Consider the following 12,320-nt stretch of genomic DNA (forward strand, 5'->3'; position numbering starts at 1 on the left):
AGGGAGTGGTTGCGCGCTCAACGCGTCCGTCCAGTATGGATCCTCGAATCCCGAGCGGTTCCGGCCCAGTTCTCCAGGGTCTCGCACGCACGCTCCACACCACGGTCGCTGCGTACGTAGCGGCCCAGATCCGCGGCCCGTTCGCGCATTCGCGGGTCCCCGAGTGCCTTGGCGACGGCTCCGCGCAGACGGCGCCTGGTCAGACTCGCACCAGGAATTCCTTCGGGGGCCACACCGAGTTGGGCCATGGTCGCCGCCCAGAACGGATGATCCACGAAGATCGGGAGCACTACCTGCGGTACTCCGGCGCGCAACACCGCCGCTCCGGTCCCAAAACCACCGTGGTGGATCACCGCGGCGGCCCGGGGAAACAACCAGGTGTAGTCGACGTCGTGCAACCGCAGCACTCCGTCGGGCAGGTCGTCCTGCCCAGGTCCGTCGACCACCACGAGCCTGCGTCCGGCGGCACGTACGGCATCGAGCACCAGCTCCAGGCTGTTCTCCGGATACGCGGGCCACAGGGATCCGAAGGAGAGGATCACCGGCGCGGGCCCGTTCTCCAGGGCTTCGACGAGCTCCGGCGGCGCCTGCCACTCGCGGTCCCAGAACCAGTAGCCCGCCATCTGATGAGTCACCGGCCAGTCGGCAGGCTTGGGCAACACGGATGGACTCTGCAGGCAGAAGGTGGGCCGGTTCTGTTCCAGCGCGGAGAACGGTGGGCGCACGCCGAGCGGCGTTCTGCCGAGACGTTCCCGGTACGCGTTGACGATCGGCCTGCACATCCGCCACTCGGCTGCCTGCGAGACGTGGTGGCTGAGCCGGTTGTACCAACCGCCGAGCGGTAGTTTCGGCGCTCCCATCGCCGGAAAGGCGGACGTGGATGTGTTGGGGTACCAGGAAACCAGTGCCCACGGCACGCCGGGCGGTTCGGCGAGATAGGAGTTGCGGTTGAACACGGAACTGACCACGAGGTCCGCGTCCGCGAACGCGGGACGGACGCAGGCGTCGAGCTGCGCCATTGCCTCCGCGGCCGCGGCCGCGGTCTGCCTCGGCATGGTCCGGGCAAGGCGGAAAATCGACGGTCTCCCGCGCAGGGCCTTGATCAACTCCGGTGACTCGAAGTAGTGCTTCGGGCTACCGGGAACCGGAAAGTAATCCAGGCCGGCCTCCCGGGTGAGTTCCCGGAAATCGGCGTGCGTGGCGAGCCGGACTTGATGACCTCGTTCGCGCAGCCCGGCACCGAGGGCGAGAAACGGCTGCACGTCGCCCCGCGAACCGATCGCCACCAGAGTGACGCGCATAACCCTCCTTGTTGCTGATTCGTGGTCAGAGACCGGCCGCGGACTTGCGGTACAGGGTGATGTGCCGGTGCGATCCGGAGACGAACGGCGACCTCTCCCAGTCGCCGTGACGTTCGACCATCTCAAAGCCGGCGATCCTCGCCATCAGGTCCAGTTCACTGGGCCAGGCGTATCGGCTGATCTCGGTGAACGTGGACACCGAGCCGGCCTTGATCGTTGTGTGCACCTGCGCCAGCACCTGATTGACGGGATCGACGCTGATCGTGTCGATCATCACCTGGTCACTCGCCAGGTTGCGGACCTGGAACTCCGGTTTGGCCAGCTGGTGGAAGTACGTGGGGTCGTACACCTCCACGAGCAGGGTGCCGCCGGGCCGCAGATGGGCGCCCGCCCTGCGCAGCGCCTCGATCTGCTGTTCCGGATCGGGCAGCATGAACAGCGTGTTGCAGACGATGTAGCAAAGGTCGAAGTCGCCGTCGATCACGTGCTCGGCGAAATCGGCCCGTACCGCCGTGACGGCGCCCAGGGGATCGTGCTCGCGCAGCTTGTCAAGCATCGGCTGCGACACCTCGACCGCGTGCACGTCGAATCCCTTACCCGCCAGGGGGATCGCGATACGGCCGGTGCCCGCACCGAACTCGACCACCCGCGCGCCCGGATCGAGTAGCGAGACAATGAAGTCGACGGTCTGCGGGGTCTCCATTGAGGGGTACATTCGGTCGTACACTTCGGACAGTGCCTCACCATAGGCTTCCGGCTTCACCTGGTAGCGCACAGGTCCTCCGTCGTCGAGTTCGCTGCCCCGTTACCGGGCAGTGCGTGGAAGTCGGACAGGAACAGCATTCGCGGTTCGATACTCTCGTCGTGCCCGGCCGACTGGGCGATCAGGAACTGCACCTGTACACCTTCCCGGTGGTGCTCCACCTGGTTGGTGACGAAGTTCAGCAGCGCCAGATAGGACACCGTGAGCTGGACGCGCTCGACCTCCTTGACCTTCTCGCTGGCCTTCAACAGTTCCGAGGCGACATCGAACAGCGCCTTCTCCATCCTGCGCGCGGGATGCCAGACCATCTGCAACAGCGTCCGATCCTTCGAGATCTCCTGCTCGCGCCATGGGGTGAGCTCGCCGTTCGCCAGCTTGTCCCGGTACAGCACGTTGAAGTCGTGCCTGGCCGGGGTCGGGGCGAAAAACCGCCAGTTGGGGATCGCCATCGACGTCGGGTCGATCCGCTTGCCCAGCGGATGCGGGCGGTTCGCCTGCTGACACAGGGTCAGTGCGAACCAGCCCCCCAGCACCCCGTACAAACCCCATCTGCGCGCCGTGGCCATCGACGGCCGCTTCGGCGAGAATCCCGGCATCGCGCTCCCCGCACTTCCTGCGTTCACCGCCGGGCCCGCAGTCTCTCGGCGTGCCGCTCAAGGACCCATTCGATGACCTCGGCGACGTGTCCGGCCAGTTCCTCCCGCATGACAAGAGAATCGTGTTCGGCCATGCGCACCACCTCGTGCCTGCCGACTTGTGTGAGCCCGGCCAGTTCCATCTGCATGCGACCGTGGGCCAGATCCATGGACGCCTGTTGACCCGCGGTGACCACGCCGACGGGCAGTGTCGGGGCGAGAGTGGCCTCGCGCGCCTCGGTGGCCCACTGCGTGTGCCAGAGGGCGAACTCGCGACGGGCCGCTGCCCACGGCTCCGGCCTGCGCATCACGCGGCCACTGGATTCCACGATCTCTCCGGGCAGCTCGCTGATGGCCCCGAAACCGTCATCGTCACCGAGTAACCGCAACCGCGTCCGCCAGTACATCGTCGAGATCCCCTGCTTCACCAGCGGCATCCCCTCCCGTTGCAACGCGGAGCGGTCCAACTGGTCCGGATGTGAGGAGTCAACGAGAACGACACCGGCGAGCTCGTCAGCATGTCGTCCGGCGAACGCTCGTGCCAGCAGCCCGCCGACCGAATGCCCCACGAGCACGTACGGTCCAGGAAGATCCAGTTTTCGGAGCAGAGACAGGGTGAGATCGTTGAGTTCGGCCGCTGTGGCAGGCGGTCGGTGCTGACTGCTCCACCCGTTACCTGGGCGGTCGTAAGCCAGGCACGGGGCCGTTGCCTCCAGTGCTCGCAACAGCCAGGCCCACTCGGTACACGGGCAGGACAACGCGCTCTCGAAGACAACCGTCGGGCCGCTGCCATCACGATCGACCAGATGGTGGATCTGCTCGCCGTGCACCTCGGCGAACTCTCCAGGAGCCGCGGGCCAGTCCTCCGGCCTGCGAGAACCGGCGAGGCCACCGATCGCGGTGGCGGCCGCGGCACCTGCCGCCAGGGAAAGACCGAGGTAGCGGAGGTTACGGTTCATGACGCAGCACCTCCGGTCCGTCTCTCGTTCCGGGTGCCGCCCTCGGCCCGGCCCAGCGAGCGGGAGAAGTGCGCCACGGCGGGGTAGGTGGCCACAAACGACCAGAAGAATCGGTTGAGTCCCATGAAGCGGGCATTACCTATGTGAAAGCCCATCCCGCTGAGCAGGATCAGTCTCGCCACCGGCTTCGGCGCGATCAGTACGAGCGGGAACAGCACCTCGGCCAGCATCACGAGCCACGCCAGGGTCTGGGCGGCCACCTTGCTGTCCTTGGTCATCTTGTAGAAGAGCTTGTCGCCGTACGTCCGCGTGCGGAAGATTCCGGTGATCGCGTCACCGCTGCGCCACACCGGCGAGGTCATCTTCACCGCGCCGGAGGTGAAGTAGGAAAGACAGCTCTGCGCCGCGATGAACGCGAGTGCCGCTTCTCGCGCCCGCCGATCATGCGGAAACGCCTTCTCCAGCAGGGAAACAGCGAAATTGATGAAGGCGAAGTGATCCGAGCCGTCCAGGCCGTAGTTGCTGCGCAGGTTGAGCGCCGCAGCGGTACTCGTCATACCGGCGAGCGCGGTCCCGCGAACGCGTCTGCTGGTACTGGGAGCAAGCAGGCCGATTCCACTGAGAGCCCGCGCCTGTACCACCCGGATGATCTGCGGGTACTTGAGGATCTTATCCAGGTGCTGCCCGGCCCCTCGGTTCAGCGACAACATCCTGGTTCGCGAAATCGGCCAACCGAGAAGGCCGTTGTCGTCCAATGACTTCGACGTGGACAGCAGTTCCAGCGCACTGATCGTCGCACCGACAGCGGTGAGTTGTTCGACGCGCCGGAAGGCGTGATCGACCTCGTCCTTCGGCATTTTGTTCCAGCGCCGTGAATCCGAACGCAACCGCATTGTTCCTCCCACCTGTCAGCGGTCATCATCGCCGCGTACCGGTGCGCGGTACCGCAGGATCGAGTCAAGAACCTACCGCCGACATCGCTACTGTTCGTCCGCCAATCAACGGCATTGGCACCGAACGGGTCATTCAGATAGCTGAGGTCGGACTGGCCTGAGCCTGTTGGACCGCGACAGAAGTCGGCGAATACCGGAGCGCGGCTGCGGAATTCGCTTCTCCGTGCTACACCTGGCACTGAGACGCAAATCCTCGGTGGGATCTGGAGATTCCTGTCCGCGGGTAAGTCCATAACTTCCGATGGAAAGCTGAGATGCGCCATGGTCACGCTGGGATTGATCACCGAAAGACCCGCCGGACCAATTTTTCGACAGTTCTTCTCCTCGCTGCAGGCCGTGGACCTCGCCAAGCTCGGCATTGTCGTCAGCAAGGTCTGTGCAACCTTCGAACAGGCCATCGAGCACGGCGGGGACACAGGTACCGACGTATGGGTGTTACCCGACCCCACCACGTTGCGAGCGGAGTCGCTGCATCGACTTTGCGGGGATTCGATCCCCAAGTTGCTGCCCCAGCCGATCGTGGTCGTATGTGCGGACGAGGCCGATATGGTCAGCGCGCTGGAGCATCGCGTTTCGGCGATCGTGCTGGCCGACGACTCACCGTGGCAGGCGGCATCGGCGATTCACGCGGCGGCAGCGAGGGCGCTCTTCGTCTCACCACGACTGTTGAGCCGGTACCGGCACCAACTGGTCGAGCTGATCACATCGCCACCGTCGTCGCGAATCGACGCTCTGACCAGGCGAGAGCACGACGTCCTGATCTGCCTGGCGGAGGGCGGATCCAACTCCGAGATAGCTCACCGGCTCTTCATCAGCCGGGCCACGGTCGGCTCCCACGTGCTGGCCATCCTGCGCAAACTCGACGCGTCGAACCGGACGGAAGCGGCAGCGTTTGCCTATCGGTACGGACTGATGTCCTCCAGGGGAAACACTCAGCCGGGCTCGCCGGACCGCACGCGTCCGGCGAGCCCGGCCGTGCCCATCAACGGAAAATACATGCGCGCCTGATAAAAAGGCGAAGCTGGCTCGCTCGTCAGCCGCGCTTCTGCATGATGAAACCGATCAACGCCCCCAGCGCCATACCGACCACGAGGCCGACAAGTATCTGATCGAAGAGCATGCCGGTGACGAAGCCGACGAGCGCTCCGATACTGGTCAGATACTCGACCGTATGCTTTCGGGCCCCAGTTTCTTTCGAATTCATGTCGTCCCCTTTTCGGCTGGCATCATTGAGTTGCCACTCTTCGATGATGACACGAAACCGCTGCTATCTCAAACCGGCGAAGCTCGCCAGGAGCAAGGCCCTGGCGAGCTTCGCCTTCATGACATTTCGCCTACCCGAAAATCACTCGCGCAGACCAGCTGTGCGGATACTCAGCAGTTCCGCACCGGACTTTCCGGAAAGCCCGCGCATCTTGCTGTTCGCCGCGGTTTCCTGACCAACGAGGTCAGTCACCATGTTTCCGGCAACGTAGAGCACCCCAGCCGCCGTCACGAGCGCAGGCGTGCCGAGTACCGGAGCCGTACCGTTGGCCCGCTCCAGCGGACGCAACGCGCCACCGTTCTCCGGAACCGCCGCCTGGGCAGCTCGCTCGATACCGTTCATTCTGCTACCTCCATTCCGATCAATATTCATTGACCGCATGAAAATGCTACTTATGCTGCGACACATCGCATCCATCATGTGAACGATTCTCGAGTTCACGCACCATGCGCGGAAGGCCGCTCTGGTGCGGGCATGGCGAGCGATGCGACGAGGGGCCCCTCGGGACAGTCCACATCGAACAACGGATGGGAACCGTCGAGAGCACCGCGCACTCGTGCGAGGGTCGCACCTGACTCACGGGATCCGAGCAGGCCGGTCAGGTTTCGCGTGAGAGTGTCCTCGTTCTCGTACCGCCGTCGCGGATCGAGACAGAAGTCCGCGAACTCGCCCACCCTGTCCAGCACATCGCCGTAGACGTCCGAATAGTGCCGCGGTACCCGCGTCGAGCCGTCGAGCAGGGATTCGATCGCACCCGCGGCCGGCTGCGCGGCCAGTAGCGCGAGCGCCGCCGGTGCGAGGAACAGCGGATCCACCACACCCGCGGCGTCCCCGACGCTCAACCAGCCGTACCCGGCCAACACCGATGACCGGTAGCCGGACCACACCTGCCGACCACGGGTGTCCGCCCCTGTGCGTGCGAGCCGGAGCGTTGCCCGCTCGGTGGTGCCGTCACCAAGTGGTATCAGCCAGGTCCAGCCGGTGGTACCTGCCGCTCTTCCGGTCACGAACGTATGTGGCTCCGGACGCCGCGGCAGCATGCTTGCTACCCGGAGATCGCGTTCGATCGTGTACCGCGGCCCGTTGCGCCTTGGCGACGGCGAAACCGCGCCCGCGACGACGCGGCTCGGCCCACTGGCATCGACGACGACCGCGGCTTCGTGAACGCGGTCGACTCCGTCGGCTGCCCGGATTCGCACACCGAGGACGGTGTCGTCCACCAGAACCGGGCCGAGAACCACACATCCCCGTCGTACGGTGGCGCCGAGTTCACTCGCGCGGCGGATGAGCAGCTCCGTCAGCTCCTGGTAGCTGACATGAAACCCGTACCCGTAGGCCCCCGCGTCCGCCAGTGAACTGCGCCAGGGCGCCGCGCCGTTGCCCCAGTCCAGTTCGGACACGTGCGATCGAGTGCTACGAGGAGCTGCGAGGAGCCGTTCGCGTAAGCCTAGTTCGGCGAGTACAGGATGGACACCAGGAGGTAACGCCTCCGCGCTGTCGGGCCCCGGCTCTGCGGCACGATCGAACAGTGTGACTGCCCGCCCCCGCAGGGCGATCAGCGCGGCCGTGGCAGCGCCCGCGATCCCGCAGCCGACCACCGCCACATCAGGCTCGTCCGCTCGCCGCTGACCACGCATCAGGACTGCGTCACCGTGACTCGCGCCTGTGCGGGCCTGCCACCCAGTGCATGGAACTCGGACAGGAAAACCATGGTCGGCTCGTCCTCCTCCTCGTATCCACCGGACACCGCGATCAGAAACTGCGTCCGGACGGCGTCGGGGTGGTGTTCGCGTGACGTCACGTGGGCGAGCAAGGTCAGGTACGGCACGGAAAGCTGGACTGTGGGATCGGCGTTGCCGTCGAGCTGGCCGTGCTGGCCGATGAACCGCAGAAGTTCGGCGGAGGTGTCGAATACGGTCTTCTCCGCGCGCCGGTGCGGATGCCACACCGAATGCAGCAATGTCCGTTCCTCGAGCGAGCTGATCTCGCTCCAGCCGGTGAGACGGCCATCGGCCAACTGGTCGCGTAGCAACAGATGGTGATCATGGATTCCGGGATTCGGCGCGAAGAACCGCCAGTCCGGAACGATGAGGTACAGCTTGTCCCACCGGCTGCGCCTGCTCTGGTCCCGGTACAGCTTCTGGCCCGCGACGGTGAGCCCGAACCAGGTCGCGAACAGACCGTAGAGCGCACCGCGCGCCGCCTTGACCGTCATGGTGCCTCCTTCGTCGCACTGCCATCGGCGATGAGACCGACGGTCGTGCCATCGATGACCTTCCGGACGGTGTCGGCCACCACCTCGGCCCACCGGCGTTGCAGTACGAGTCCGAAGTGGCTCGCTTCCTGTGCGAGCACCGCGAACGCGCCGTTCGACAGCGTGAGCAGGTCGTCCTGAAGCTTGCGGTGCGCGACGTCGTTGCGCAGCGACTCACCGGAGATCACCACACCGATCGGGGTGGTGTCGCCGAAACCGCGTCCCAGCAGGGTGCGGGGATCGGTGTTCTTCCACGAGACCAGTTCCGCCGCGGCGGCCCGCCAGGTGGCGCTCACGTGCAGCCGTGCGCGTGCCTGCTCGGCGGCGTCGAACGGAAGATCCGTGAACTGTTCCCGAGCCTGCTTACGGCCGAGGCCGACCAGCGCGCGAACGGCGGAGAGTTTCAGTGACTGTTCCAGCCAGGCCATCCCGCGCCGCTGTGTCGCCGAACGTCGTAGCTCCTCGGGGTGCAACGCGTCGACGAACACCACTCCGGCTATGCACTCCGGCCACCTTTCCGCGTAACACCTCGCGATCAGGCCGCCGAAGGAGTGTCCGACGAGGACGACCGGTCCGTCGATGTCGAGCGCGGCGAGCAGTTCGCGAAGTTCTCCGGCGAGGCGTGGTACGGAACGTGGTCCCGGCCCCGGCTTGCTCCATCCACACCCCGCACGCTCGTAGGCGACGGTCCTGGTCACATCCGACAGCGCCCGTTGCACCCACTCCCAGGTCTGCAGCGGTGACGCCAGGCCGCTCTCCAGTACGACCGTGGGCGCTCCCGTGCGAGTACCACACACGCGCACGTGCAGCCTGCAGGTTCCGATGTCGACTAGCCGTCCCGCGGGTTCGTTCGGCGCGACAGTGTTCATGATCGTCAGTTACCCCCCTGTACCGCCGGGACGGAGCCGGACGGCGACGGTGAACCGATGTCGCCCCGAGCCCAGGCAGCTGGAGCGTGCGGTTCGGACTGTGCCTGGAACTGGATGGACGTCAGCCGCTGATACGTGGGGCTGGTCCGCAGCAACTGCCGGTGGGTGCCGGTCTCCAATACCCCGCCGTCCTCGAGCACGACGATCTTGTCCGCGTCGACGACCGTCGACATCCGGTGTGCCACGCTGATTACGCAGCACTCCCCCGCGATGTTTCGGATACTTTGCCGCAGTGCCAGTTCCGAGTCCGAGTCGAGATTCGAGGTCGCCTCGTCGAGCAGCAGCACGGACGGCTGGCGGATCAGCATCCTGGCGATGGAAAGTCGCTGACGCTGCCCGCCGGAAAGCCCGACTCCACTGTCACCGATCCTCGTGGCAAGCCCGCGCGGCAACCTGCTCACGAAATCTTCCAGTCCACTCAGGTGAAGAGCGCGATCGATCTCGGCCGGGGTGGCGTGTTCCTCCCCGTACACGAGATTCTCCCCGATCGAGCCGCGCAAGGTGATGCTCTCCTGCTGCACGTAGCCGACCAGTCCGCGTAACGCGTGCACCGGAATGGCCTCGATGTTCTCCCCGCCGAGCAGAATCCGGCCGCCCTGCAACGGATAGAACCGCATCAGCAACTGGAACAGGGTGGTCTTGCCTGCCCCGGACGGGCCGACGACAGCGGTCAGTCCACGGGCCGGTACGGAGAACGACACATCCCGCAACGCGGGCTCGTTCTCGTAGCAGAATCGGACACGCTGGAACTCCACTCCTGGGGCTCCGGCGGGCATCGCCGGCAGCGCCGCGGGCTCGGGCACCCGCTCGGTGCCCGCCACTGCCGCCACCGCAGCCGATGCCGGCGCACCCGCGCGTACCTGCTCCTCCTGCTCGAGCGAGGCAAGTTCATTGATCCGCCCGACAGCTCCCCGGCCCTGCTGGAACTGGCCGATGCCCATGAACAGCGTCACCAGCGGCGACACCAGGTAGAACAGGTACATGATGAACGCCGTGAGATCAGCCGGGTTCATCGAACCGGTTGCCACCCTGCCCATCCCGGTGACGATCACCGCCGCGAGCGAAGCCTGCAGTCCGATGCTCATCGCGGGTGAGAGCAGGGAACTCAGTGCGCTGACCCTGATTCCGGACCGGCGGGCCGCGAGCGCCAGCCCGCCGATCCGGTTGCTCTCGAGTGCTTCGGCCCTGCAGGCCTTCACCGTGGCGAGCGCACCGATCGCGCGATGCAGGTCCGCTCCGAAGTCACCCATGATCCCGCGAACCCGCTGTGCCGCGATTCGCAGTCTGCGGGCCAGCAGTAACGAGACCACGCTCGAGACGACCATGCAGACAGCGGTCACCCCCAGCAGCAACGGGTCTATCAGGAACATGAGTACGACACCGCCGATGAGCATCGCGGAGTCCACCAGAATTGTCGCCACACTCTGCGACAAAGCCACCTTCAACATCGATGTATCGGCGACGATCCGCGAGGAGACGTCCCCGAGCCGGAGTTTGCTGAACCTGTTGAAGTCGGCGAAGAGTACGCGGTCGATCAGTGCGGTCCGGGTCTCGTAGACGATGCGCTCACCGGTCCGGCCCATCGCGTAGGCCTGCACCGCGGTGAACACCGCCTCGGTGCCGAACAACACCAGGACGAGGATGATCGGCAGAATGAGATCGGCATCGGAACCGACGGCCGAGATCAGCTGCCCGATCAGTGCGGGCTGAGCAAGGCCGGCTGCCGCGGCGACCATGCCCAGCGACACCCCACCGGCGATCTTTCCCAGATGTCGTCGCGCGATGGCGCCGACCCAGTCCGGGTTCCCCTGGGCATCGAGCTTCCGTGGCCATGCCGCGGGGGCAACTGCTTCGCGGCTTTCACCGGCCGTGGAGGACCGCGCGATGGGCACGGTCACTGTTCCTCCCCGCGACCCAATGAGCGAGAGCAGTACATAACGGCCGGGTAGGTGCCGAGAAACGCCCAGACGAACCGGTTGAGCCCCATGACGGCCGCATTGCTGACGTGGAATCCGGCACCGACCCCGAGCAGTGCGCGGGCGACCGGTCGCGGCGCCACCAGTACCAGTGGAAAGAGCAGCTCGCCCGTGATGGTGACCTGCCCGAGCACGCGGGCGAGTTTCGGCCGGTCCCGGAGGAAGGAGAAGACTCGCTTGTGGCCAAACATTCTCGTGCGGAAGATGTCCCGCACCGCGGTGCCATCCCGCCAGACCGGTGAGATGAGTTTGGCTGCACCGGCGATTCCGTAGGAGAGGCACGACTGTGCCGCGATGAACCACAGGCATGCCTGCTTCGCCTGCGGGTCCGAACCGAACATCCGGCCGAGCGCGAGGGTGGTCAGCGAAATCGTCAGCACGGTCTCGGAACCATCGGAGCCATAAGGACTCCTCGCGTGCACAGCGAAGTTGGTCCCGGCGAGGTAGGTCACGGCGGCCGTCTTACTCCGCGCACTGGCGTTCGGGTTGATCAGTGTCCCGGCCGCGAGAACGCGCATACCGAACAAGGCCTGAATTCCCGGCTTGTCGAAGATCGCTCCCAGCGCCTTCTCCGGCTTTCCCGTCATCCAGCGGTACCGGGTCCTTGCCGTGTCCCAGCTGAGCAGTTCGCCCCGGTCGAAGTCACGGGATGACGCCAGATACTCCAGTGAGGACACCGCCGCACCCAGCCCGGTCAGTTGCTCCACCCTGGTCAGTGCCCGGTCCTGCTCAGCACGATCCACGGGCGAGGCGAACCGCTTCTCCAGGAATTCAGTAATGGACACGCGACACCATTTCCTGTCTCACAAGGCGTCTGGGAACGCAACTGTGTCTGGCCGAATTGATGTGTCGAAGCTGCCAGTCGCCCGGGCGCGCAAGTACTTCGCCGAGCACTGGGGAGCGTTTCGGGAAACCGTGGCGCCACGGAATTTCTCCGTGACGCCACGGGTTTCACCAATCAGCTGATGCTGGCGACGCGCATCCCAAGCAGCTCGTCCACGGAGCCGTAGCTGGGCACCGGACCGGTGGGCGACACCTCGTCGGCGTGGTGGTCCTCCACCGCGTCGGAAATCAGCCCCAGGGTGAAGACGACACCGGCCCCCGCCGCGTAGCCCGCGTAGGCGGGCGTGGCGAGGACGGGACCCACGGCGGAGGTGACCTGCAGCGGGTTCAGCACACCGTCCACGTTCTGGTTGGCGAACGCCTCGACATTGCTCATTGTTTTCTCCTAATACTGAGGTTGCCTTGCCCGACCAAAGCTAGGCCGGAACGCGGGCGCGCTCATC

General features: G+C 65.5%; 14 protein-coding genes. 1 reads left to right on the forward strand and 13 read right to left on the reverse strand.

What is annotated here, in order from left to right; all coding sequences use genetic code 11:
* Positions 1-17 precede the first annotated feature (17 nt).
* From D0C15_RS21595 to D0C15_RS21615, 5 genes are read right to left on the reverse strand one after another with little or no spacing between them, the layout of a single operon-like run.
* A complete protein-coding gene (locus D0C15_RS21595; protein ID WP_116048490.1) occupies positions 18-1,301 on the reverse strand; it encodes a glycosyltransferase in 1,284 nt (427 codons plus the stop codon).
* Positions 1,302-1,326: 25 nt separating this feature from the next.
* Positions 1,327-2,076: a class I SAM-dependent methyltransferase gene (locus D0C15_RS21600; protein WP_116048492.1), complete on the reverse strand. Its 750-nt coding sequence runs from the start codon at positions 2,074-2,076 to the stop codon at positions 1,327-1,329.
* A complete protein-coding gene (locus tag D0C15_RS21605) occupies positions 2,061-2,660 on the reverse strand; it encodes a hypothetical protein (protein WP_116048495.1) in 600 nt (199 codons plus the stop codon). Before D0C15_RS21605 ends, D0C15_RS21600 begins: the two co-directional genes overlap by 16 nt.
* Positions 2,661-2,683: 23 nt before the next feature.
* Positions 2,684-3,658, reverse strand: coding sequence for an alpha/beta hydrolase (locus tag D0C15_RS21610; RefSeq protein ID WP_116048497.1), 975 nt, complete (start codon positions 3,656-3,658; stop codon positions 2,684-2,686).
* A complete protein-coding gene (locus tag D0C15_RS21615; RefSeq protein WP_116048500.1) occupies positions 3,655-4,551 on the reverse strand; it encodes a hypothetical protein in 897 nt (298 codons plus the stop codon). The genes D0C15_RS21610 and D0C15_RS21615 overlap by 4 nt, the downstream gene beginning before the upstream one ends.
* A 321-nt stretch (positions 4,552-4,872) precedes the next feature.
* Between D0C15_RS21615 and D0C15_RS21620 the strand changes: the two genes are divergently transcribed.
* Positions 4,873-5,619: a response regulator transcription factor gene (locus D0C15_RS21620; protein ID WP_116048503.1), complete on the forward strand. Its 747-nt coding sequence runs from the start codon at positions 4,873-4,875 to the stop codon at positions 5,617-5,619.
* 25 nt (positions 5,620-5,644) lie between these two features.
* On the opposite strand, the gene D0C15_RS21625 is transcribed toward D0C15_RS21620, so the two are convergent.
* The 8 genes from D0C15_RS21625 to D0C15_RS21660 form a co-directional block, all read right to left on the reverse strand.
* The gene (locus tag D0C15_RS21625) at positions 5,645-5,815 is read right to left on the reverse strand and encodes a glycine zipper family protein (protein WP_116048505.1); all 171 of its coding nucleotides are present in this window, start codon (positions 5,813-5,815) and stop codon (positions 5,645-5,647) included.
* A 141-nt stretch (positions 5,816-5,956) separates the two neighbouring features.
* Positions 5,957-6,217 carry a hypothetical protein gene (locus tag D0C15_RS21630; protein WP_116048508.1) on the reverse strand — a complete coding sequence of 87 codons (261 nt, stop codon included), beginning with the start codon at positions 6,215-6,217 and terminating at the stop codon, positions 5,957-5,959.
* 95 nt (positions 6,218-6,312) lie between these two features.
* Positions 6,313-7,512, reverse strand: a complete 1,200-nt coding sequence (locus D0C15_RS21635) for an NAD(P)/FAD-dependent oxidoreductase (RefSeq protein WP_116048510.1) — start codon at positions 7,510-7,512, stop codon at positions 6,313-6,315.
* Positions 7,512-8,090 carry a DUF5819 family protein gene (locus D0C15_RS21640; protein ID WP_116048513.1) on the reverse strand — a complete coding sequence of 193 codons (579 nt, stop codon included), beginning with the start codon at positions 8,088-8,090 and terminating at the stop codon, positions 7,512-7,514. The genes D0C15_RS21635 and D0C15_RS21640 overlap by 1 nt, the downstream gene beginning before the upstream one ends.
* Positions 8,087-8,998, reverse strand: coding sequence for an alpha/beta hydrolase (locus D0C15_RS21645; protein WP_116048516.1), 912 nt, complete (start codon positions 8,996-8,998; stop codon positions 8,087-8,089). Before D0C15_RS21645 ends, D0C15_RS21640 begins: the two co-directional genes overlap by 4 nt.
* Before the next feature lie 5 nt (positions 8,999-9,003).
* Entirely contained in the window at positions 9,004-10,956 is a 1,953-nt protein-coding gene (locus tag D0C15_RS21650) for an ABC transporter ATP-binding protein (RefSeq protein WP_245976105.1), read from the reverse strand.
* Positions 10,953-11,819 carry a hypothetical protein gene (locus D0C15_RS21655; protein WP_116048519.1) on the reverse strand — a complete coding sequence of 289 codons (867 nt, stop codon included), beginning with the start codon at positions 11,817-11,819 and terminating at the stop codon, positions 10,953-10,955. Before D0C15_RS21655 ends, D0C15_RS21650 begins: the two co-directional genes overlap by 4 nt.
* 173 nt (positions 11,820-11,992) lie before the next feature.
* Entirely contained in the window at positions 11,993-12,253 is a 261-nt protein-coding gene (locus tag D0C15_RS21660; protein WP_116048522.1) for a hypothetical protein, read from the reverse strand.
* Positions 12,254-12,320 lie beyond the last annotated feature (67 nt).

This window comes from Amycolatopsis palatopharyngis (assembly GCF_003385185.1).
Lineage (GTDB): Bacteria > Actinomycetota > Actinomycetes > Mycobacteriales > Pseudonocardiaceae > Amycolatopsis > Amycolatopsis palatopharyngis.

Excerpts from the sequence above, each read along its gene's own strand:
- D0C15_RS21620 (WP_116048503.1), top strand. The coding sequence starts at position 4,873 with ATGGTCACGCTGGGATTGATCACCGAAAGACCCGCCGGACCAATTTTT.
- D0C15_RS21595 (WP_116048490.1), bottom strand. The coding sequence starts at position 1,301 with ATGCGCGTCACTCTGGTGGCGATCGGTTCGCGGGGCGACGTGCAGCCG.
- D0C15_RS21610 (WP_116048497.1), bottom strand. The coding sequence starts at position 3,658 with ATGAACCGTAACCTCCGCTACCTCGGTCTTTCCCTGGCGGCAGGTGCC.
- D0C15_RS21645 (WP_116048516.1), bottom strand. The coding sequence starts at position 8,998 with ATGAACACTGTCGCGCCGAACGAACCCGCGGGACGGCTAGTCGACATC.
- D0C15_RS21605 (WP_116048495.1), bottom strand. The coding sequence starts at position 2,660 with ATGCCGGGATTCTCGCCGAAGCGGCCGTCGATGGCCACGGCGCGCAGA.
- D0C15_RS21630 (WP_116048508.1), bottom strand. The coding sequence starts at position 6,217 with ATGAACGGTATCGAGCGAGCTGCCCAGGCGGCGGTTCCGGAGAACGGT.
- D0C15_RS21635 (WP_116048510.1), bottom strand. The coding sequence starts at position 7,512 with ATGCGTGGTCAGCGGCGAGCGGACGAGCCTGATGTGGCGGTGGTCGGC.
- D0C15_RS21615 (WP_116048500.1), bottom strand. The coding sequence starts at position 4,551 with ATGCGGTTGCGTTCGGATTCACGGCGCTGGAACAAAATGCCGAAGGAC.
- D0C15_RS21625 (WP_116048505.1), bottom strand. The coding sequence starts at position 5,815 with ATGAATTCGAAAGAAACTGGGGCCCGAAAGCATACGGTCGAGTATCTG.
- D0C15_RS21640 (WP_116048513.1), bottom strand. The coding sequence starts at position 8,090 with ATGACGGTCAAGGCGGCGCGCGGTGCGCTCTACGGTCTGTTCGCGACC.
- D0C15_RS21660 (WP_116048522.1), bottom strand. The coding sequence starts at position 12,253 with ATGAGCAATGTCGAGGCGTTCGCCAACCAGAACGTGGACGGTGTGCTG.